Below are 19,936 nucleotides of genomic sequence, written 5' to 3'. Positions count from 1 at the left end.
CCACCCTGAACACTGTCGCCGCAGCCGCCAAGATCGGTGGTGATGTGCACGTGCTGGTCGCAGGCCAGAACGTCGGTGGCGTAGCCGAATCCGCTGCCAAGATCGCGGGTGTGGCCAAGGTGCTGGTGGCCGATAACGCCGCCTACGCCCATGCTCTGCCGGAAAACGTCGCGCCGCTGATCGTTGCTCTTGTTGTACAAGGCGGGGCCAAGGGTTACAGCCACGTGCTGGCCCCGGCCACCACCAATGGCAAGAACATCCTGCCGCGCGTTGCCGCGCTGCTGGACGTGGACCAGATCTCCGAGATCGTCTCGGTCGAGTCCGCCGACACCTTCAAGCGCCCGATCTATGCCGGTAACGCCATTGCCACCGTGCAATCGAGCGCTTCGATCAAGGTCATCACCGTGCGTACCACCGGCTTCGACCCAGTCGCTGCCGAAGGTGGCTCGGCTGCTGTTGAAGCGGTGAGTGCCGCGCACAACGCCGGTATCTCGGCCTTTGTCGGTGAAGAGCTGGCCAAGTCCGACCGCCCAGAGCTGACCGCTGCCAAGATCGTCGTTTCCGGCGGCCGCGGCATGGGCAACGGTGACAACTTCAAGCACCTGTACAGCCTGGCCGACAAGCTCGGCGCGGCCGTCGGCGCTTCGCGCGCTGCGGTCGACGCAGGCTTCGTGCCGAACGACATGCAGGTCGGCCAGACCGGCAAGATCGTTGCGCCACAGCTGTACATCGCCGTCGGTATCTCCGGNGCGATCCAGCACCTGGCCGGCATGAAAGACTCCAAAGTGATCGTTGCGATCAACAAGGACGAAGAGGCGCCGATCTTCCAGGTGGCCGACTACGGCCTGGTTGCCGACCTGTTCGAAGCGGTTCCGGAGCTGGAAAAGCTGGCCTGACCAGCCTGCCTGGTTTTTGAAGCAGCCCGGCCCTCTTACAAAGGGTCGGCTTGCAAATGCTTCTTCAGAAAAGCCCGGGTACGATCCTGCACCGGATTCCTCAGGATTTCCCCAGGAGCCCCTTGTTCCACAACAACCCCACCATCCATGAATACGATCTGGTCAGCAACCTCGCCGGCAAAGCGCATCTCATGCGTGACGATCAACATGGTCATGTGCTCGGCCGCCAGTTGCTTCATCACCAGGTTCACTTCTTCCACGAGCTCCGGGTCCAGGGCTGAGGTTGCTTCATCGAACAACATGACCTTGGGTTGCATGGCCAACGCCCGGGCAATGGCCACGCGCTGCTTCTGCCCACCGGACAAGCGCGAAGGATATTCGTCGATCTTGTTAGCCAGCCCGACCTTGTGCAGGTACTCCAGGGCCAGCGCTCTGCCCGCAGTTTTCGAGTAGCCTTTGAGCTTCACAGGCCCGATCGCGACGTTTTCACAGACGGTAATGTGCGGGAACAGATTGAAGTGTTGAAACACCATGCCCATTTGCTGGCGCACCCGATTGATGTGCTGCTCGAAGGCGCGGCCTTTCAAGGGGCGGTTGACCTGATCACCATCCAGCCAGATTTCACCGTCATTGAGCACTTCGAGATGGTTGATCGACCGCAGCAAGGTGCTTTTGCCAGAGCCACTCGGGCCGATGATGGCGTAGATCTGCCCACGCGAAACCGACAGGTCGATGCCCTTGAGCACCTCAAGTGTGCCATAGGCTTTGCGAGCGCCCTTCACTTCTACCATAGCGTTGTTGTTCATCGTGACATCTCGACCTTGGCTTCAATAAGATGCAACCCGGCCTCGAGCACCAGGTTGGCCACGTAGTAGATCACTGCGACGGCGATATAGAATTCAAACGGGCTGTACGTTTCGCTGACGGCCAATTGGGCGCTGTAGACGAGTTCGGCAATACCGATGATCGACACCAGTGAAGTGTCCTTCAGCAACACAATCAGGTTGTTCCCCAGCGGCGCAATGGTTTTTCTGAGCGCCTGCGGAACAATGATGTAGCGCTGGGTCATGGCCCTGCTCATGCCAATCGAGCGCGCGCCCTCGATCTGACCTGGGTCGACCGCCTCGATCCCGGACTTGATCACCTCGGCGTTGTACACCGCAAAATGCAGGCTTAGCCCGATTATCCCCGCAGCCAGCGCCGGTATATCGATACCGACCTGAACCAGCCCGTAATAGATCAGATACAGTTGCAGCAACAATGGCGTGCCCATCAACAGCCAGGTCACGAAACGCACAGGCAATGCCATGGCTTTCGGCGCATACAGGTCGATCAGGGCAAACAGCACACCCACCGTCAGGCTGATGACGCTGGAACAGAGAAACATGACAAGCGTCCACCACAGGCCGGTTGCCAGCATTTCATAGTAAGGCGTGATGACACTCAGGTTTAGTCCTTCCACTGGCACTCCTCACTGGGTTGCGTATCGCCGGTCCAGTATGTCCACCAGGTACTTGACCGAGTAGACCATGACGATATAAAGCAACGCCGACACCATGAATATCTCGAACGGCTTGTAAGTTGAACTGATAAAACGCTGCGCGGTGTAAGTCAGTTCTACCACCGAAATGGCCGACACCAGGGCAGAACCCTTGATCAGCCCGATGGCATTTACGCCTAGCGGCCTGATCATCAGTTTCATTGCCTGGGGAATGATGATGAACAACAGCGTCTGCCTGCGGCTGAAGCCAATCGACCGCGCGCCCTCCTCCTGGCCTGGGTCGACATTATCGATAGCCCCTCGAATGGACTCCGACATATACGCCGCTATATTCATGCCTAAACCGATCACCGCAGCAGCAAACGGCTCAAGCTCAATACCTATTTGTGGCCCACCAAAATAGATAATGAACAACTGCACCAGGCAGGGTGTACCGCGAAATACGCTGACGTAGATGTTGGCTGCCCACCGCAAGATAATAAATGGTGATAACCGGCACGCCACCAGAACGATTGCAAGGAGTAAACCCAGCAAGAGTGACAGCAACGAGATCTGCACAGTTACCCAGGCGGCTTCCAGGAAGAACGGGTAGGTGCGATGGATCAATGACAGGTCCATAAAAACCACTCACAAAATTCAGCCAACCCGGCCCAGCCTCTCGGTCAGGCCACTCCAGGTGTGCATCAGCGGATGTCGCTACCCACCCATTTCATGGAGATTTCTTCATAGGTGCCATCGGCCAGGATCTCGTCCAGGGCCTTCTGTAACTGGGCCTTGAGTTCAGGGTTGTTTCTGCGAATGGCAATGCCCAGGCCTTCACGACCACCCTGCTCGTCCGGCAGGCTGATGATCCGCACCTTCTGCCCGGTCTCTTTTACCGCAACCATTACCGGAATACTGTCCATTACTACCGCGTCGATACGACCGGCTTCCAGGTCCACCAGCATTTCCGGCAAGCCTTTATAGGTGCGCACCTTAAGATTGCCGCGATTACGCGCCCATTTGTCATGCGAGTCGCCCAGGGTAACGCCGACGGTGACATCCTTGAGGTCATCAAGCCCCTTGATCGGAGACTCTTGCTTGACGCCGATGGTACGGCCTGCATGGTAATAAGGGCCCACGAAGTCAACGGCTTTCAGCCGCTCGGGGGTAATGGTCATCGAGGCAATGACAGCGTCATACTTCTTGGCCAGCAGCCCGGCGATAATGCCGTCAAACGGTGTGGTAATAATTTTTATATTCACGCCCAAACGCTGAGCGAGTGCTTCACCAATAGAGGCGTCGAAACCGACAATTTCATTCCTTTCATTGGCAAAGCTGAAGGGAGCGTACTGGCCGCTCATTGCCACGCGCAGTACTTTTGACGCTTGAACGGCCTGCAAGTCATCGGCGTACGCCAGACCGTGAGAGAACAACCCAGCCGCCGCAACAGCGGTGGAAGCCAGTAGCATCCTGGTTTTTCTTGCCAGCATCGAGGCACTCCTTGGAAGTTTCTATTTCTTATTGTCTTGGGTTCTGAGGCCCCAACCTTCACTGAGAGCTTTGCACACTGATACCTTGAAATCACCCTGCAATGTGCGCGTTCGACTGGCACATTGCCGGAATCCACCGACACAATGCCGGCACTACTTTGGGCATTGGAAAACTGGAGTAGTGTCTGCCAATGCACTAAAAACAAGCAAGTATTCGGCGGGTTTGCCTACTGCACTTTTCCGGGGCGGCCAGTCATTTACCGGTGATCAGGCGGGAGTGTCAGCATTGCGCGAGTTAGACGTCAAAGATCGGGAAATCCTCGAAATACTCTCCAAGGAAGCGCGTGTGGCGCTCAAAGCGCTGGCTGCAAGAGTTGGCCTGTCAAGAAGTGCCACCAGCGAGCGGGTTTTGCAACTGGAGCGTAGCGGGGTCATTCGAGGATATCGCGCCGACATCGGTGAAATCGATGCCAATGTCATACGGGCAATCATCCTGGTAGCGCTGAAACGTACACCGGCACTTGGGTTGTTGGACCTTCTGGCACAGAACGCCCAAGTCAAACGGGTTTCATCGGTCAGCGGGCAGCTCGACCTGATTGTGGAGGTTGAAGCACGGACGATTGATGATTTGAACCGTGTACGGGACGCCGTGGCGTGCCACGACTCTGTAGACGACATCACTACGGCAGTAGTGCTGCGGCGTGACATAGACCGGCAGAAGGCGTGATGCAGGAGCGGCCTTGTGTCGCGACAGGGCTGCGAAGCAGCCCCAGGTTTCAGTGCTGATGCACTAATTGCCGGGGCTGCTGCGCAGCCCTATCGCGGCACAAGGCCGCTCCTACAGGGACCGTGCAATCTGTGAGGGCTACTTCAAGGCTGCCACAAAGCTGTCTTTCAGCACCTCGAGAAGGAAGTCGGCATTGGCCCGGCTGAAAATCATTGAAGGGCGCATTTTCAGCACGTTGTCATGCGGGCCTTCAGTGCCGATCAATACCCCACGTTCCCTGGCGCCATCAGCCACTTTCCGGGCCAGGGCCGTGGCCGGCGCCTTCGACTTGCGGTCGGTGACCAGGACGATACCGAGAAACAGCCCCAGCCCGCGCACATCACCAATCACGTCAAATTGCTGCTGAAGCTTGCGGAAACCCTCGAGCAAGTAATTGCCGACGTTCAAGGCGTTTTCTTTCAACTGGTCGCGCTCGATTGCATTGAGCACCGCCAGGCCTACCGCGCACGACACGGGGTTGCCGGCGAAGGTATTGAAATACTCCATGCCGTTGTTGAAGGCATCGGCAACCTCACGGGTGGTCACAACCGCCGACATCGGGTGGCCGTTACCAATCGGTTTGCCCATGGTGACGGCATCCGGCACCACGCCCTGGGTCTCGAATGCCCACCAGTGGCTACCGACGCGGCCGAACCCGACCTGTACTTCATCGGCCAGGCACAGCCCACCCTCGGCGCGAACCATGGCGTAGACCTCCTTGAGGTAGTTGTCAGGCAGGAACACCTGGCCTGCCACGCTGGGAATCGACTCGGCAAGGAAGAACCCGGGGCCCTTGCCTGCCTTGCGCATGGCATCCAGCTGCTCTGCTACCGACTCGGCAAAGCGCTTGCCGTGCTGTTCCACTGGCCAGTGCTCAGGCGCGTAGTAGCTGTCCGGGACCACCGCCTCGTATACATGCGCTGCCCTGCCCTTGCCGGCCTTGCGTTTGTACTTGTAAGGGCTAAGGTCGATGAGTTCTTGCGTGGTGCCGTGGTAGGCCCAGTCCAGCACGATCGCCTGGTCACTGCCGGTGTAGTTGCGCGCCATGCGCAGCATGAGGCTGTTGGCTTCACTCCCCGAACAACCAAAGGACGCTACGCAAAGGCCCTCTGGCAGGGTACCGGTCAGGCGTTCGGCGTATTCGACGATGTTGTCGTGCAGGTAGCGGGTGTTGGTGTTGAGTAGCGCAGCCTGGCGGGTCAAGGCCTCGACCACGTCGGGGTGGCTATGGCCCAGGTGGCACACGTTGTTGAAGCAGTCCAGGTAGGCGCGCCCGAAATTGTCGATCAGCCATACGCCATCACCGCGCACGAACTTGATCGGGTCGCTGTACGAAATCGACAGGTTCGGTAGCAGCAGTTCCTTGCGCCTGGCGATGATCTGGGCCTTGGTCAGCCCTTGCTGGGTGTAGGTCTCTGGCGGGATACCCGCCAAGGACGAGGCATCGGGGAACAGGTCGGCCCACACTTCGCGGTACTCTGGCTCACCCACGCCAATGACCTCGCTCGCGCTCAGCTGTGTATCGGTGGCCATCTGCAGGTGCAGGTGGGGAATCCAGCCGCCGTTTTCATGATCGGTGCCCATGTAGCCGACCAGGTCGCCAGCTTCGAGCTTGTCACCGGCTTTCAAGCGGCTGAGCGCTTCATGGGCCATGTGCCCCCACAAGGTCAGGAATGGCGGGCAACCGGGTGGCGTGTGCTCGATCATCACCAGGCCACCATACCCCAGCGGGTCTGGTTCAACCTCCACACTTCTGACAGTGCCAGCGACCGGTGCGTACAACGGCGTACCTGCTGGCATCACCAGGTCGACACCGACATGCAGTGTACGGCGTTGCCCCTTGATGAAGCGGGACTCGAACGCGCTGTCGGTGTAGATGCTGCGCAACTCACCCCACGGCCCGATGGCCAGCGGCACCTGGTGAGCAGCAGAGAACTGCTCCCACCAACGGGTTGCATCTGCAGGGCGTTGCTCAGCCGAGGCGATGGTCATCTCGTGGGTGGCGTCGCCAAACGGGGCAATCACCTTGTTCAGGATGGCGGCAGACGGGCGTACCAGGTCGGCGAAGGATTTGTGGTTGTCCGCAATCCAGCGGCGGACATCACCCGCGCCTTCGATGGCATCGAAACCACAGGCCTTGCGCAGGATGCCGGTGGCCAGCCGTGGGTTCATCGCATCAAGCTGTTCCAGAAGGCGCCAGGCAGGCGCTTCACTGATCGCCAGGTAGGGGTTGTCGTCTGTCTGGTCATGCCGGGAAGCGGAGAAGGTGACGCTGATGACCAGGCGCATGGCGATCAGGTTGAACAACACATCAAGCTCTTGCGCTTGCAGCGGGTACTTTTCATGGAAACCGGCGACCAGCGCAGCAGCGGCGCCGATCGGGTCGTCCATGTCGAGAATGGCGTAGGCACTGGCGATCGCAACCTCGGCTATCAGCACGGTATGCACGGCATCGCCAAAGTCGATGAAGCCAGTCACGGTACTGGTAGTTTCGGCATCGACCAGAATGTTCCAGTCGTTGGCATCGTTGTGGATCACCTGGGCCCGCAGGGAAGCCAGCCTTGGCTGTACAGACTGTTCGAACTGGGTGATGAAGCGCTCGACAATGGCCCGACGTTCAGGGCTCTTTATGAAGTGCAGCCGCGAACGGGAGCGCGCAGCATGGCGCAGATCCCAGTCAAGGTCGCGGATGGCACCCGGGTGCATGAAGCCCTGCAGCGCGCGGTCGAGTTCACCGAGTGCCTGGCCGAAGTTGCTCATCAGTGCGAATGAGCGCCTGGCCTCGGCAAGTGGCGTGCCGGCCAACCAGCTGACCAGGCGCACTGCGTGCTTTTCACCTGTGGCACCGGTCACCGACGGCAGGTAGTCGCCAGCCACGCTGGCCCGCAAGTGAGGCACGCCCAGATGCCCGCCGTGCACGGCCAGGTGATCGAGCAGCGCGGTTTGAAACTCGCTTTCTACCCTGGGCTCGCTGGCATTGACGATTTTGAGTATCCAGCCCGCATCCAGGCCCGTCTGCAGCCGGTAATTGCGATCACGCTCCCCGTCCAGGGGCGTGGCAGTGCCAGAGACATTGAAGAAATCTTTTGCGAGGCCCTCTGCATCGCTTGCCGAAAACCGAGGTGCCGGGTGGGAAAGGTCTGTCATATCATCACGTTCCGAGCGAGCAAATTGTTTTTTCAATAGCTTGTCATGCACCACCGAAACCGACACCCTGCATACGGTCGGGATCAACAGGCATTATGCCGGTTCTGACCGGCATAAAGACGGCGAGCTAATCGGGTGCTGCAATGCGTGAGCTGGATGCAAAAGATCGTGAGATTCTTGAAGTACTTTCGAAGGACGCGCGCATTGCGCTGAAGGCATTAGCCGGCCGCATAGGCCTTTCCAGAAGCGCCACGACCGAGCGCGTTGCCAACCTTGAACGCAGCGGGATCATTCGCGGTTATCGGGCGGATATCGGCGAGATAGACGCCAATGTCATCCGCGCGATCTTGCTGGTAACGTTACAGCGCACACCTGCCATGGGGCTGCTTGACCAGCTGGCTACTGACGCACGCGTGCGGCGAGTTTCCTCGGTGAGCGGTCAGCTTGACCTGGTGGTTGAAGTGGAGACCCGGACCATCGACGACCTCAACCAGGTACGCGACAACGTCGCACGCCATGAATCCGTGGATGACATTACCACGTCGGTAGTCCTGCGCCGTGATATCGACCGCCAGGGTGCCTGACGACCTGCAGGATGGCACGGGCTTCGCCGGTGCCATCCACGCCTAGGGAATCAAGCTTCGCGCATATGCCGCTCCTGGCGCTCCTGCCGCTCCTTGGCCTCGATGCTCAGTGTCGCTGTCGGCCGCAGCAGCAAGCGCTTCAGGCCGATGGGCTCGCCGGTGTCCTTGCACCACCCGTACTCACCTCGTGCAATGCGCTCCAAGGCTTCGTCGATCTTGTCCAGCAGCTTCTTTTCCCGCTCAAGCAGGCGCAGCTGCCATTGCCGCTGCTCTTCCACAGTGCCCAGGTCAGATGGGTCGCTGGTTGGCTCGAATGCGCGCATCAGCTCGAAATCGCTGGATATTCGCGCTTGCAACTCGTTGCGCTGCGACAACAGCAGGTCGCGGAAGAACCCCTGCTGGCGGGCATCCATGTAGGCCTCTGCAGGCATGCAAAGCAGTTCTTGTTCGGTCATGTCCATACGCTCGCGGCAGCATTCGAAGGTCGGGCCCGGGTTGCAAATGAATCGTCACTTGGCTAATTTTGTTACTGTATAACATTCGCTAAGGAGTTCTACAATGAAACCATGCATTCACCCCGACTACCGCCCCGTTCTGTTTCACGATGTGGCTGCCAGTGCCTTCTGGCTGATCCGCTCGACCATCGAAACAGACAAGACCCACGTGCACACCGATGGCATCAGCTACCCCTACGTCACCCTCGACGTTTCCAGTGCCTCGCACCCGATCTACACCGGCCAGGAACGCAAGGCGAAGGCCGAGGGCCGGGTGGCTGGCTTTAACAAGCGGTTTGCAGGTTTTACTGCCAAGTAGGAAAAAGCCGCTTTCGGATCAGGGAAAGCGGCTTTTCCAACCCATCATCGCGCCGCCTCAAGCCGCCCAGGTTTCCTGAAGATGGCGCCACAACACGCGTCCGCTTTCAGCACTTAACAATGCAGTGGAGATGCGCGCCTTCGCTTTCTGGCCGGGCAAATGGTGCGTCTCGCGATAGCACACCACGGCACCCTCCGGCCAGTGTGCGATTGTTTCCAGTTCGGTGACCTCAATGCTCAACCCTGGCTGAGACCCTGCACGCTGAGCAAACAGGGATGAAACATCGCCCAGGCCTACCTGAGCACCAGCAGGCGTCACCATTGAAAAATCCGCGTGAAACCGCTCGACCATGGCTGCAACAGAACCCTCCCCCCTGGCGAAAAGCGCCTCGATCAATACGTGCAGATCAATGACTTCTTTCAGATACCGATTCATGACGTTCCTTTCGTTTGACAAGTGAGCGTATCCGCAGACAGAACAGGACGGCCAGGCAGGTTGCCTGCACCCCTCCTGCCAGCATGAATGTGGCTTGGTAGGCTTGCCGAGTCCCCAAGAGCATGGTCAGCAAGCTGAAGAACAGGCTGACGGCTGTCACGCCAAGGCAGAAGCTCAACTGCCGGTTCAGGGCCCACAAGGTACTGGCCTGGCCAAGTTCCGATGATGCCAATGCTGAAAAGGCAGCGCTTTGCGCGACGCTGGTGCATAAGCTCCCCCCGACACCGAGCAGCGCGTAGGCAATCATCAGTGAAGACGTGCTGTAAGCCAGCGCCAGCAGCGCATAACCCGGTATCTGCAGCGCCAGCCCCAGCAGCAGTAACGGGGTGGGCCCGAATGATCTGTAACACCAGGTGGTGCAAGCGATCGCCAGCGCTGCCCCCACGGTCCATGGCAACATCAGGCTGCCTGCTGCGCTTGCGGTCCATCCAAGGTCGGCCTGAAGGTAAAGCATGGCCAACAGGTTTACGCCGATGAACAGGCCCGGCACAGCCAGGTACAACATCATCGATCCGGCGAAAACGGGCTCTCGCATCACCGAGAAGTCCAACAGGGGTGCAGCGATACGCCGTGAGTGACGCAGGTAGCTGCCGAGCAAGATTGCAGCCAGTGTGGCCCAGGCCATAGCCATGCCACCCTGGCCCCCCCCCGCATCAGTCATACCCAGCAAGCCGCTGGCAACCCCTGCCCCAGCCAGTAGCAAGCCTTTGCCATCAAAGGGTTCATTGCGCGCGGCTGCCGGTGGGCGCGGTAACCAGCAATCGCCCAGAAGCAAGGCCAGCAGTGCCATGGGAAGACTGGCGAGCAGCACCCACTGCCAGGGCATCCGTTGCGACAACCAACCGCCTGCCAGGGGTGATACGGCTGGCGCTAGCAAGCCTATGGCCATGATCGCCATGGTCACCCTTGGCCGCTCATGGGCCGAGTACAGGCGGTAGACCAGTGCCTGGCCCAGGGGAATGAACAGCCCGGCGGCAAAACCCTGCAGCCCGCGTAAAGGTAACAGCGTTGCCATCTGCCCCGACCAGGCGATCAGCAGTGTGGCGCCTGAGAAAAACACCAGTGAACCCAGCAACACCGGGCGCTCGCCCATGCGCTGCCCCAGCCATCGGCTGGGTAACATTCCCAGCATCAGCCCAAGCAGATAGGCCGTACTCACCCAAGCCAGCGTGGCGACATCAGCGTGCAGTGCTTCACCTATTTTCGGTGAAACCACGGCGGTGATGAAGGTATTGATCAGGTCTACGAAGAAACCCAGCAAGTAGAACAGCGTGATGCGACGACGCAGGTTGAGTAAGGCCACGGTGAACTCCAGTCAGCGAGCGTGACTGTACCCCTGCACCGACAGCGACATAAGTGCTGTAATATCGCCCACACTGTTAACTGATTTTTGACAATGATGCTCGACCTCAATCGCGTTGCCAGCTTTGTCGCCGTTGCAGATAGCGGCAGCTTTACCAAGGCTGCTCAGTTGCTGGGCCAGTCCAAGGCGCGGATCAGCTTCAATGTACGGCGCCTGGAAGCTGAGCTGGGCGCCAGCCTGTTGGCCCGTAACACCCGCCGCAGCGTGCTGACCGACTGCGGTGAACGGTTTCTGGTTGAAGCACGTCAGCTGCTTGACCAGGTGGAGCGCGCGACAGCCAGCGTGCAGCAGTCATCCGCGGGGCTTGGCGGGCGGTTACGCATCACCAGTACCTCCGCCTTTGCCCAGCGTGCAGTGCTGCCGGTGCTGGCCGACATGGCAGAAGCTCATCCCGATCTGTCGATCGAGCACGTAGCGTCATCGCACCTCTGTGACCTGGTTGCTGAACGCTTCGACGTGGCAATCCGGCTAGGCGAGTTGGCGGACTCCGATTACAAGGCCGCCAGGATTGGCGACTATGCCTTGCAGCTGGTCGCCAGCCCGGCGTATCTGCTACGGCACCCGGTTGGCTCAGCGGAGGCGCTGGTCAACGTGCACTGGCTGGCTCATACGCACCTGAGCGATGCGCCCTGGCGCTTCTTCAACTCACAGTCCATGACCGAAAGCTGCCAGTTCGTGCGCCCGTCCCGCTTTCAGGCAGATAGCGCAGAGGCGTTGCTGGACATGGCCTTGCGCGGGCTCGGGGTTGCGCTTCTGCCAAGCTGGTTGGTAGACGACGCCATCGCGAAGGGTAAGCTCAGCGCCGTCCTTGACCCACAACACTTTGCACGGCAACCCATTCATGCGTTGTACCGCAACAGCATGTATGTACCTGCGGCAACACGCGTTTTCATTGACCACCTGGCAGCCCGATGGGCCCTTGAGGACACCGGGCTGTAACAGCCATATCACGTTGCTGGCACAGCTCGCATGCGTGCAAGCACGCCCTGAATCTCGCCAACAACCTGCCGCGTTGCCTCGTCGATCGTCCCTTCATTACGGCACAGCACCCAGCCGTGCGCTGCAACGGCACGCTCGAACGCCTCGGTACAGGCCACCTGTTCATCCAGGTTGTGGATCACCGTACTGCCCAGCCCACGCGTACGCGCCGCGGCCCGTGCCCATGAGGTTTCAGGGGCTGTGACCACCCCGACATGCAAATCGGGCACTTGCACGTTTCGCTCAAGGTTCAGGCGCAAGATCTGGTCGAACGGCACCGTGCGGCGGAACGCAGCATCGGAGGGGTACCAGCGATCAATCAGGATGATGCTGTCAGCTGGCTGCCTGGGCAGCACATGCCGGGAAATCCAGGCGCGGCTCTCGGCAAAGCGCTCGCACACCTTGAACTCCAGTTCCCGGCATGGGCTTCTGGCAAGCTGGTTGACCAGGGCCATGGTCTCGCCCCGGCAAGGGTCGTTCTTTCTTTCACAAAGGCGGATCACCTTGTTCCCGTCCAGCCGCAAGGCTTGAGTGACGGCCTCCAGCAGCGTGGTCTTGCCGGTACCCTTGGGCCCATCAATGGAAACAAACAGCGGGCGGTTCATCGTTCAATACCAGTAGGCTCAGGCGCGGGATGAGACCATTGATCGTGGCTCGGCTTCAAGCGATTCTCTTTCTGCGTCAACCCTGAGCCTTCCAACCCACTTGCTCAAGGGCCGTCAGCAGCCGCTTACCCTGCAGGCCCGGCACCTCTCGCCCATCCTCTGCCTGCATGGTCCTGCCAGCCAGGATCGCGTTGACAATGGCCTCTTCCACCGCCTCGGCCGCTGCTGCGAACAGCGGCGATATATGGTCGTTGTTGACCATCGCCACTTGCGCTGTCATCGGCAGATCGCGGCGATTGTAGTCGGCAGGCGCCAGCCCGGTATTCCCCGTCGAGAATGCCAGGAAGATATCGCCGCTGGAGTCATCGGTGCCGCCACCCGTGCGGGCAATGCCCAGCGCAGCACGTTGCGCCAGCCGTTGGCACTGATGCGGCAGCAACGGTGCATCGGTGGCCAGTACCACCACGATCGAGCCCATGCCGGGGGTATCCTGCTGGTCAAATGGCGTGGGCAGGTCAAGCAACACCCGGCCTACGGGATAGCCATCCACCCGCAGATCGCGGCGCTGGCCATGGTTGGCCTGGACAAAGGCACCCACCGTCCAGCTACCCTGCTCTGCCGGCAATAGCCGCGACGCAGTACCGATCCCGCCTTTGAATTCATGGCAGATCATGCCGGTACCCCCCCCTACCGCACCTTCGGTAACGGGCCCGCCACGGGCCGCCCCCAGCGCTTGCTGTACCAGGTCCGCATTCACATGCTGCCCCCAGATGTCGTTCAGCACGCCGTCGTAGGTCTCCATCACCACCGGCATGCACCAGTAGGTCGACGCGTCCGCCAGGGTCGCATGCTCATGGGCGATGAGTGCATCGCGCACCACGCCGACGCTGTGCGTGTTGGTGGTGGCAATGGCTGTCGTCAACAGGCCCGCCTCACGAATCCACTCCAGGCCTGTGGCGTCGCCATTGCCATTGAGCACATGGTAGCCGGCAAAGCACGGTTGATGGCGCGCCGGGCCTTCGCGGGGCTCGATGACACTGACACCGGTGCGTACAGGCTTGCCATTGTGGTGCTTGTCCAGGGTGGCGTGGCCAACCCGCACACCCGGCACATCGGTAATGGCGTTGTGGGGGCCAGGCCGACCAAGGCCCAGCGTGATACCGAAATCGCGTGCTCGCATCTTGTCTCTCGCTCAAAGTTTCTGGAAGGCCGGGCTCAACTTGCCATACGTGCCGTACAGCAACACGGAGGTCAGCAGAATGCCAAGAATGATGAAAATGTCCCGGGCTGAAGCCGTACTCAACAGGGTAGTCAACAGGTACCCGGCCCCGGTCACCGCAGCCAAGGCAGGCAGTGGCCACAGCGGCATCCGGTAAGGGTGCTCGCGGTCGCGGCGCAGCACGCGGCTGAACAGCCCGCACATCCCCACCACCAGGTACACGCACAGGATCAGCAGTACGGTGAAGGACGTGAGCTCCGACAGGTTGGAACTGAACGTCAAGGCAGCGGAAGGCACGGCGAGGAACAGCGTGGCCAGCCAGGGGGATTCCCACTTGGGGTGGATGCGGATGAAGGCGCGGTTCAGGGTCGGCATCCACAACGCATCCCGCCCGCTGCTGTAGATCACCCGCCCGCTCTGGATGACCAGGGCAATGATGGCATTGAACACCGAAAGGAAAATCCCGGCGCTGACCAGGCGCGAGAGTGTTTCGTTGCCATGGGCCGTCAGCAGGTAGCCGATAGGGTCCGGGCTGGCCAGCATCGCCTCAAGCGAGGGTGCCCCTACCAGCAGCGCCACCAGCGGGACCACTTCGATGGCCAGCACCAGCACCAGCGACCACAGCACTGCCCTGGCGATCCCACGCCCGCCACATTTCATGTCTTCGGCCAGCAACACGGCGCCGCCATAACCGTTGAAAGAGAACAGCGCAGTGCCCACCGCACCAATCACCAGCGCCCAGGGCGCCGCGTGCAGTATCCCGTTATCGAGTACCAGCGGGCTGACAAGGCTGCTGACCGGTTGCTGGGCGTGGCCAAAGCCCAACACCACGATCACCATCAGTGCCGCCACCTCAAGGAACAGGCAAATGCCGGTGACCCACGCGTTCAGCTTGATGTTGAGAATGCCAAGCAAATAGCCCAATGCCACAATCACCAAGGCCACCGTCTGCCCGTCAAGCTGGGTGCCGAGCGCTGCATTCAGGTAAGTGGCTGCCCCCGTGGCCAAGACCGGTGGAATGAACACCAGCATCGCCAGCACGGTAAGGAACGTGGCGTAACCGGCCATCCCGCCAAATACCCGCTTGGCAAACACGTATTCACCCCCTGCCGCACTGTGCGCCCGGCCCAGTTCGGCATAGCAAAGCGCAAACATCAGCGCCAGCACACCACCTAGCACGAAGGCCCAGATCACACCTGTACCTGCCTGGGCGATAGCAAAGGGCGCAATGACGAAGACGGAGCTTGCGGGTGTCACCGATGACACGGTGATGGCGACTACATCAGCGACGCTCAGCGTCGGTTTGAGTTCTGGGGTGGGTGCACTACAGGACGTCATTTGTTCATCCTCACGTTGTTGTTAGTGTCAGAGGCAGAACCAGTAAGCGAAACGTGGCGAGCTCGACGGCCCGCTTGATAGGTATGAAATCTATGCGGCGGCGCCCGGCAGGACAATTCCCACTAAGGGGTACCCCGGTTGACAGCTGAGGCAAAGCGGGTGCCAATGCCCTACTTCTTTCAAGGACGCTGTCGTGGAAATTCTCTTTCATGAAGTTGCCGGCCACACCGCGCTGGCCAGAACGATCGAGCAGATTGGCAGCCAGCGGTTCTGGCGTCAGCTGATCCTGGTGCTGAGGCACTGGGTGCCGTTCGACAACGCGCTGGCGATGCACTTCCCTCCCCAGGGCGCCCCACAAGTGCTGGAGGAATACGATGCAGCGCCAGCCCCCGCAGCGGGTGAGCTGTACCTCGACGGGTTGTACCTGCTAGACCCTTTCTACCAGGCCGGCCGCGAAGGCTTGGCCAGTGGTTGCTACCACCTGGAAGAAGTGGCCCCGGACCATTTCTGGCAAACGGACTATTACCAGAACTACTTCCAGGACCATGTGCTGGTCGACGAAGTCCAGTTCCTGTTACAACTGCCCGATGGGGTGTTGTCGCTGTCACTGGGCATGCGCCGCGCTTTCGACGCAACAGAGCTGGGCAAGCTCAACCTGATCAGTGCCTGGGTGCTGGCACTGCTTGGGCAGCACTGGGCGCGTAGTGGCGTGCCGGTGCCCGTGCAGGCGCCGGTTGGCGATGCATTGGCCAGGTTCGCCCAAGGCCTGTTGTCCGAGCGGGAGCTGGAAATCGCCCGCCTTATCCTGCGCGGCTACTCGTCGAAAGCGATGGCGCAACGGCTCGGTATCTCGCCAGAAACCATAAAGGTGCACCGGCGCCACCTATACGCGAAGCTGAACATCTCGTCTCACCCCGAATTGTTTTCGATGTTCATACGGGAGCTGGGGTTCGCAGATGAACGGGGGGAGACCCCATCAGCCTGAAAAGGCAACCATCCGGCAATGCCCAAGGCGGACAATGCCTGCTAGGCTGACGATGGCGGCCGTCCTGGCAGCCTACTCTTTACCCTTAGGCACGGGCCAAATGACCTTCGACCCACAAGTAAACCTGACCAACTGCGACCGCGAACCCATCCAGATCCCTGGCAGCATCCAGCCCCACGGCTGCCTGCTGGCCTGTGATGCATCCGCGACAGTGGTGCTGCGCCATTCGGTCAACGCCCCGCATCTGCTGGGCCTGGCAGGCGATATCAACGGCCAGAAGCTGCACACGGTGCTAGGGCACGAGGTAGCCCATACCCTGCGCAACGCGCTGGCCCGTACCCGCGAAGCCTCGCGCCCTGCACTCAGCTTCAGCGTGATGCTGCCCAACGGCCAGGCCTTCGATATCGCCGCCCACCTGTTCAAAGGTACGGCAATCCTGGAGTTCGAACCGGCCGGCGCCAGCATCGCCGAGCCCATCGAGCTGGCCCGTACCCTGATCGCGCAGCTGCGCGAAATCGACCAGACCGGCAAATTGTTCCGCGACGCTGCCCGCTTTGTCCGGGCCGTACTGGGCTACGACCGGGTGATGATCTACCAGCTCGGCGCAGACGGTGCCGGCAAGGTGGTCGCCGAAGCCAAACGTGGCGACCTTGAAAGCTTCATGGGCCAGTACTTCCCCGCCTCCGACATCCCGCAGCAGGCCCGAGCGCTTTACCTGCGCAACCCGATCCGGGTCATTTCCGACGCCCAGTTCAAAACGGTCGCCATAGAGCCGGTCCTTGACCCGTCAGGCGAACCGCTCGACCTGTCCTACGCGCACCTGCGCAGCGTGTCGCCGGTCCATTGCGAGTACCTGTGCAACATGGGCGTGGGCGCCTCCATGTCAATATCGGTCATCGTCAACGGCGAGCTGTGGGGGATGATCGCCTGCCACCACTACGCGCCACGTACCTTGGCAATGGGGCAGCGGGTGGCCGCCGAAATGTTCGGCGAGTTTTTCGCGCTGCATATCGAGACCCTGCGCAGCCGGCAAAAACTCGAAGCCGCCGTGCGGGTTCACAAAGCACTGGACACCATCGTGCGCGATGCCAACCAGTCAGCGGACATCAATGGGTTCTTCCACTCACGCCTGCCGCGGCTGATGTCGCTGATCCCCTGCGATGGCATCGGCATGTCGTTGCAAGGCCGCTGGGCATCGGCGGGGCTGACATTGCCCAAGGCTGCCGTGCCCGACCTGTTGCGCCTGGCGGATATGGTCGCCGATGGCCGTACTTGGGCGTCCAACCGCCTGTCGATGGTGCACCCTTCGGCCCAGGCGTATTTCACCGATGTGTCCGGCGTGCTGATCATTCCGATGTCGCAGCAGCCGAGGGATTACCTGATCTTCTTTCGCAAGGAGGTCATCGAGACGCTCGACTGGGCCGGGGACCCGAACAAGACCTACGACAGCGGCGCGCTGGGCGATCGCCTGACGCCACGCAAAAGCTTCGCCATCTGGAAAGAAACCGTTCACCAGCAGTCGCTGCCCTGGACCGAACAGGATCGCCAGTTTGGCGATGCCATCCGCACCGCCATCGTCGAAGTGGTGCTGCACAACAGCGAACTGCTCGCCAGCGAGCGCTCGAAGGCTGAAGTGCGCCAGCGCATCCTTAACGAGGAGCTCAATCACAGGGTCAAGAACATCCTGTCGCTGATTGGTGCGCTGGTTGCCCACCCGACCTCCGAGAGCCAGACCCTCCAGGACTATGTGGCCACCCTCAAAGGGCGTATCCAGGCATTGTCATTGGCCCACGACCAAGTGGTGCGTGGGGATGGTGGCGGCCGCCTGGCAATGCTGCTGGAGGCCGAGCTTTCGCCCTATCGCACTGCTGCCGACGTGATCGAGCTGCAGGGCCCGAACGTCATCCTCGACGCGCGCGCCTACTCGGTGATGGCCCTGGTGCTGCACGAACTGGCCACCAATGCGGCCAAGTATGGTGCGCTATCGCGGGCCGGCGGCAAGCTTGCGGTGAGCTGGGCGATCGACGCCGCCAGCGCCTGCGTCATCAGCTGGCGTGAAAGTGGCGGGCCAACGGTACGCCCGCCCAGCCGCACTGGCTTTGGATCGGTACTGATCGACCGCAGTATCCCGTTCGACCTGGGCGGCACCAGCACGGTGGAATATTACCCCGAAGGCCTGCAAGGCGTTTTCCGGATCCCTGACAAGCACCTGACCGTAGCTGACACCGTCGAGCCAGCCATCCCGGTCTCGGCCATGGCCCGCGTAGGCGATACCTTTGCAACACGGGCGGGCTTGTGCGTGCTGATCCTCGAAGACCAGTTGGTGATCGCAGTCGGCTTGGAGCAGATTCTCAACGATGCTCAAATCAAAGACGTGATCACCGCCAATTCCGAAGCCGAGGCGATGCAATTGCTCGCCCGCCGCACACCGGACGTTGCGATACTGGATGTCAACCTGGGCACCGGCACATCCATTTCCGTGGCCGATGAACTGGTGCGCCGTCAGGTTCCATTCCTGTTTGCCACAGGCTATGGCGATGGCATCAGCATTCCCGAGCACTTGAAGGGCGTCCCCGTAGCGCGCAAGCCTTACGATGCCAATAGCATCCTGGCCAGCCTGCAGGGCCTGTTGGAACGTTGACAGAAGTGACGGACATTGTGCGGCCAGCAAGGCCTGGGGGGATGGCGCGGCAGAAGCCGCTCTTGCAGGAGGACAGCGCCAGCCCTGAGGCTGGCGCCGTACCTTAAGGCTTACACCGCCAGCGCGCGCTCACGCAGCTCGCTGTTGAGGATGCGGTCGTTCTCGCTGTAATCGACCGGGCAGTCGATCACGTGCACGCCTGGGGTCTTGATGCAGTGTTCCAGCAGTGGCAGCAGACCTTCGGCGCTTTCCACGCGGTGGCCGTTGGCACCGTAGGCTTCGGCGTATTTGACGAAGTCCGGGTTGCCGTAGTCCAGGCCGAAATCGGTGAAGCCCATGTTGGCCTGCTTCCAGCGGATCATGCCGTAGCCATCGTCACGCAGGATCACCACGGTGATGTGCATGCCCAGGCGTACTGCCGTTTCCAGCTCCTGGCTGTTCATCATGAAGCCGCCGTCGCCGCACACCGAGATCACCGGGCGGTCCGGGTGCACCAGGTGCGCCGCCATGGCCGATGGCAGGCCGGCGCCCATGGTGGCCAAGGCGTTGTCCAGCAGCACGGTGTTCGGTTTGTGCGCCTTGTAGTTGCGGGCGAACCAGATCTTGTAGATGCCGTTGTCCAGGGCAACGATGCCTTCGGACGGCAGTACGCGACGGATGTCGGCCACCAGGCGCTGCGGGTAGACCGGGAAGCGGTTGTCATCAGCGCCTTCGGCGATCTGTGCTTCGTTGGCTTCACGGATGGCCATCAGGCGGGTGAAGTCCCAGTGCGACGTGTCGTTCAGCGCTTCGCTGATCTGCCACACAGCGTTGGCGATGTCGCCGATCACTTCCACCTGCGGGAAGTACACGGCATCGACTTCGGCAGAGCGGAAGTTGATGTGGATGACTTCGGTACCGCCACGGACCATGAAGAACGGCGGCTTCTCGATCACGTCGTGGCCGATGTTGACGATCAGGTCAGCGGCTTCGACGGCGCGGTGCACGAAGTCACCCGACGACAGCGCAGCGTTGCCGAGGAAGCGCGGGTGGCGCTCGTCGACCACACCTTTACCCATCTGGGTGGTGATGAACGGGATGCCGGTCTTGTCGATCAGCTGCTTGAGGACCTTGGCGGTCATCTTGCGGTTGGC

General features: G+C 60.7%; 19 protein-coding genes. 7 read left to right on the top strand and 12 right to left on the bottom strand.

Features of this window, described 5'->3' with window-relative positions; all coding sequences use genetic code 11:
- Nucleotides 1–896, top strand: an 896-nt coding sequence (locus tag E8E78_RS26490; protein ID WP_280337148.1) for an FAD-binding protein, incomplete at its 5' end; no start/stop codon positions are given.
- A gap of 35 nt (nt 897–931) precedes the next feature.
- On the opposite strand, the gene E8E78_RS26485 is transcribed toward E8E78_RS26490, so the two are convergent.
- From E8E78_RS26485 to E8E78_RS26470, 4 genes are all read right to left on the bottom strand, one after another.
- Nucleotides 932–1,687 (bottom strand): amino acid ABC transporter ATP-binding protein, encoded by a 756-nt coding sequence (locus E8E78_RS26485; RefSeq protein ID WP_280313847.1) that lies wholly within the window; start codon nt 1,685–1,687, stop codon nt 932–934.
- Between the two features lie 11 nt (nt 1,688–1,698).
- On the bottom strand, nt 1,699–2,358 hold the full coding sequence (locus tag E8E78_RS26480; RefSeq protein ID WP_016499803.1) for an amino acid ABC transporter permease: 660 nt from the start codon (nt 2,356–2,358) through the stop codon (nt 1,699–1,701).
- Nucleotides 2,359–2,367: 9 nt separating this feature from the next.
- The gene (locus E8E78_RS26475) at nt 2,368–3,015 is read right to left on the bottom strand and encodes an amino acid ABC transporter permease (protein ID WP_016499804.1); all 648 of its coding nucleotides are present in this window, start codon (nt 3,013–3,015) and stop codon (nt 2,368–2,370) included.
- Nucleotides 3,016–3,080: 65 nt separating this feature from the next.
- Nucleotides 3,081–3,869, bottom strand: a complete 789-nt coding sequence (locus E8E78_RS26470) for an ABC transporter substrate-binding protein (protein WP_049275976.1) — start codon at nt 3,867–3,869, stop codon at nt 3,081–3,083.
- 286 nt (nt 3,870–4,155) lie between these two features.
- On the opposite strand from E8E78_RS26470, the gene E8E78_RS26465 reads away from it, so the two are divergent.
- Nucleotides 4,156–4,596, top strand: coding sequence for an Lrp/AsnC family transcriptional regulator (locus tag E8E78_RS26465; RefSeq protein ID WP_024717903.1), 441 nt, complete (start codon nt 4,156–4,158; stop codon nt 4,594–4,596).
- 138 nt (nt 4,597–4,734) lie between these two features.
- Here the strand turns inward: E8E78_RS26465 and E8E78_RS26460 are convergent, their stop codons facing one another.
- Nucleotides 4,735–7,782: an aminotransferase class III-fold pyridoxal phosphate-dependent enzyme gene (locus E8E78_RS26460; protein WP_197863789.1), complete on the bottom strand. Its 3,048-nt coding sequence runs from the start codon at nt 7,780–7,782 to the stop codon at nt 4,735–4,737.
- A 143-nt stretch (nt 7,783–7,925) separates the two neighbouring features.
- Between E8E78_RS26460 and E8E78_RS26455 the strand changes: the two genes are divergently transcribed.
- Nucleotides 7,926–8,366, top strand: coding sequence for an Lrp/AsnC family transcriptional regulator (locus tag E8E78_RS26455; protein WP_016714074.1), 441 nt, complete (start codon nt 7,926–7,928; stop codon nt 8,364–8,366).
- A gap of 50 nt (nt 8,367–8,416) precedes the next feature.
- Here E8E78_RS26455 and dksA read toward each other — a convergent pair whose 3' ends face one another.
- Nucleotides 8,417–8,821 carry an RNA polymerase-binding protein DksA gene (gene dksA, locus E8E78_RS26450; RefSeq protein ID WP_049275986.1) on the bottom strand — a complete coding sequence of 135 codons (405 nt, stop codon included), beginning with the start codon at nt 8,819–8,821 and terminating at the stop codon, nt 8,417–8,419.
- Between the two features lie 103 nt (nt 8,822–8,924).
- On the opposite strand from dksA, the gene E8E78_RS26445 reads away from it, so the two are divergent.
- On the top strand, nt 8,925–9,179 hold the full coding sequence (locus tag E8E78_RS26445; protein ID WP_280313840.1) for a type B 50S ribosomal protein L31: 255 nt from the start codon (nt 8,925–8,927) through the stop codon (nt 9,177–9,179).
- Nucleotides 9,180–9,236: 57 nt separating this feature from the next.
- Here the strand turns inward: E8E78_RS26445 and E8E78_RS26440 are convergent, their stop codons facing one another.
- Nucleotides 9,237–9,614 carry a DUF4440 domain-containing protein gene (locus E8E78_RS26440; protein WP_280313839.1) on the bottom strand — a complete coding sequence of 126 codons (378 nt, stop codon included), beginning with the start codon at nt 9,612–9,614 and terminating at the stop codon, nt 9,237–9,239.
- Complete coding sequence (locus E8E78_RS26435; protein ID WP_061203213.1) at nt 9,586–10,977, bottom strand: MFS transporter; 1,392 nt, start codon at nt 10,975–10,977, stop codon at nt 9,586–9,588. Before E8E78_RS26435 ends, E8E78_RS26440 begins: the two co-directional genes overlap by 29 nt.
- Before the next feature lie 93 nt (nt 10,978–11,070).
- On the opposite strand from E8E78_RS26435, the gene E8E78_RS26430 reads away from it, so the two are divergent.
- Nucleotides 11,071–11,976, top strand: coding sequence for a LysR family transcriptional regulator (locus tag E8E78_RS26430; RefSeq protein ID WP_205631298.1), 906 nt, complete (start codon nt 11,071–11,073; stop codon nt 11,974–11,976).
- 8 nt (nt 11,977–11,984) lie between these two features.
- On the opposite strand, the gene E8E78_RS26425 is transcribed toward E8E78_RS26430, so the two are convergent.
- The 3 genes from E8E78_RS26425 to E8E78_RS26415 form a co-directional block, all read right to left on the bottom strand.
- On the bottom strand, nt 11,985–12,620 hold the full coding sequence (locus tag E8E78_RS26425) for a dTMP kinase (RefSeq protein ID WP_061203212.1): 636 nt from the start codon (nt 12,618–12,620) through the stop codon (nt 11,985–11,987).
- A 76-nt stretch (nt 12,621–12,696) separates the two neighbouring features.
- Entirely contained in the window at nt 12,697–13,800 is a 1,104-nt protein-coding gene (locus tag E8E78_RS26420) for a P1 family peptidase (RefSeq protein WP_061203211.1), read from the bottom strand.
- Nucleotides 13,801–13,812: 12 nt separating this feature from the next.
- Nucleotides 13,813–15,177 (bottom strand): APC family permease, encoded by a 1,365-nt coding sequence (locus tag E8E78_RS26415; protein ID WP_280313836.1) that lies wholly within the window; start codon nt 15,175–15,177, stop codon nt 13,813–13,815.
- Nucleotides 15,178–15,370: 193 nt separating this feature from the next.
- Here E8E78_RS26415 and E8E78_RS26410 point away from each other — a divergent pair, with 193 nt between their 5' ends.
- Together E8E78_RS26410 and E8E78_RS26405 are read left to right on the top strand one after the other, a co-directional pair.
- Nucleotides 15,371–16,162 carry a helix-turn-helix transcriptional regulator gene (locus tag E8E78_RS26410; protein WP_016499816.1) on the top strand — a complete coding sequence of 264 codons (792 nt, stop codon included), beginning with the start codon at nt 15,371–15,373 and terminating at the stop codon, nt 16,160–16,162.
- Nucleotides 16,163–16,262: 100 nt separating this feature from the next.
- Entirely contained in the window at nt 16,263–18,803 is a 2,541-nt protein-coding gene (locus E8E78_RS26405; protein ID WP_197863792.1) for an HWE histidine kinase domain-containing protein, read from the top strand.
- A gap of 110 nt (nt 18,804–18,913) precedes the next feature.
- Here the strand turns inward: E8E78_RS26405 and E8E78_RS26400 are convergent.
- Nucleotides 18,914–19,936, bottom strand: a 1,023-nt coding sequence (locus tag E8E78_RS26400; protein ID WP_280313834.1) for an acetolactate synthase large subunit, incomplete at its 5' end; no start/stop codon positions are given.

Source organism: Pseudomonas sp. BN505, from assembly GCF_029873175.1.
In the GTDB taxonomy this organism is placed as follows: domain Bacteria; phylum Pseudomonadota; class Gammaproteobacteria; order Pseudomonadales; family Pseudomonadaceae; genus Aquipseudomonas; species Aquipseudomonas putida.
The sequence above is the reverse complement of the archived record's forward strand: the minus strand, read 5'-3'. Positions and strand labels throughout refer to the sequence as shown.

Excerpts from the sequence above, each read along its gene's own strand:
- E8E78_RS26485 (WP_280313847.1), bottom strand. The coding sequence starts at position 1,687 with ATGGTAGAAGTGAAGGGCGCTCGCAAAGCCTATGGCACACTTGAGGTG.
- E8E78_RS26475 (WP_016499804.1), bottom strand. The coding sequence starts at position 3,015 with ATGGACCTGTCATTGATCCATCGCACCTACCCGTTCTTCCTGGAAGCC.
- E8E78_RS26470 (WP_049275976.1), bottom strand. The coding sequence starts at position 3,869 with ATGCTGGCAAGAAAAACCAGGATGCTACTGGCTTCCACCGCTGTTGCG.
- E8E78_RS26460 (WP_197863789.1), bottom strand. The coding sequence starts at position 7,782 with ATGACAGACCTTTCCCACCCGGCACCTCGGTTTTCGGCAAGCGATGCA.
- E8E78_RS26455 (WP_016714074.1), top strand. The coding sequence starts at position 7,926 with ATGCGTGAGCTGGATGCAAAAGATCGTGAGATTCTTGAAGTACTTTCG.
- dksA (WP_049275986.1), bottom strand. The coding sequence starts at position 8,821 with ATGACCGAACAAGAACTGCTTTGCATGCCTGCAGAGGCCTACATGGAT.
- E8E78_RS26445 (WP_280313840.1), top strand. The coding sequence starts at position 8,925 with ATGAAACCATGCATTCACCCCGACTACCGCCCCGTTCTGTTTCACGAT.
- E8E78_RS26440 (WP_280313839.1), bottom strand. The coding sequence starts at position 9,614 with ATGAATCGGTATCTGAAAGAAGTCATTGATCTGCACGTATTGATCGAG.
- E8E78_RS26430 (WP_205631298.1), top strand. The coding sequence starts at position 11,071 with ATGATGCTCGACCTCAATCGCGTTGCCAGCTTTGTCGCCGTTGCAGAT.
- E8E78_RS26425 (WP_061203212.1), bottom strand. The coding sequence starts at position 12,620 with ATGAACCGCCCGCTGTTTGTTTCCATTGATGGGCCCAAGGGTACCGGC.
- E8E78_RS26420 (WP_061203211.1), bottom strand. The coding sequence starts at position 13,800 with ATGCGAGCACGCGATTTCGGTATCACGCTGGGCCTTGGTCGGCCTGGC.
- E8E78_RS26415 (WP_280313836.1), bottom strand. The coding sequence starts at position 15,177 with ATGACGTCCTGTAGTGCACCCACCCCAGAACTCAAACCGACGCTGAGC.
- E8E78_RS26405 (WP_197863792.1), top strand. The coding sequence starts at position 16,263 with ATGACCTTCGACCCACAAGTAAACCTGACCAACTGCGACCGCGAACCC.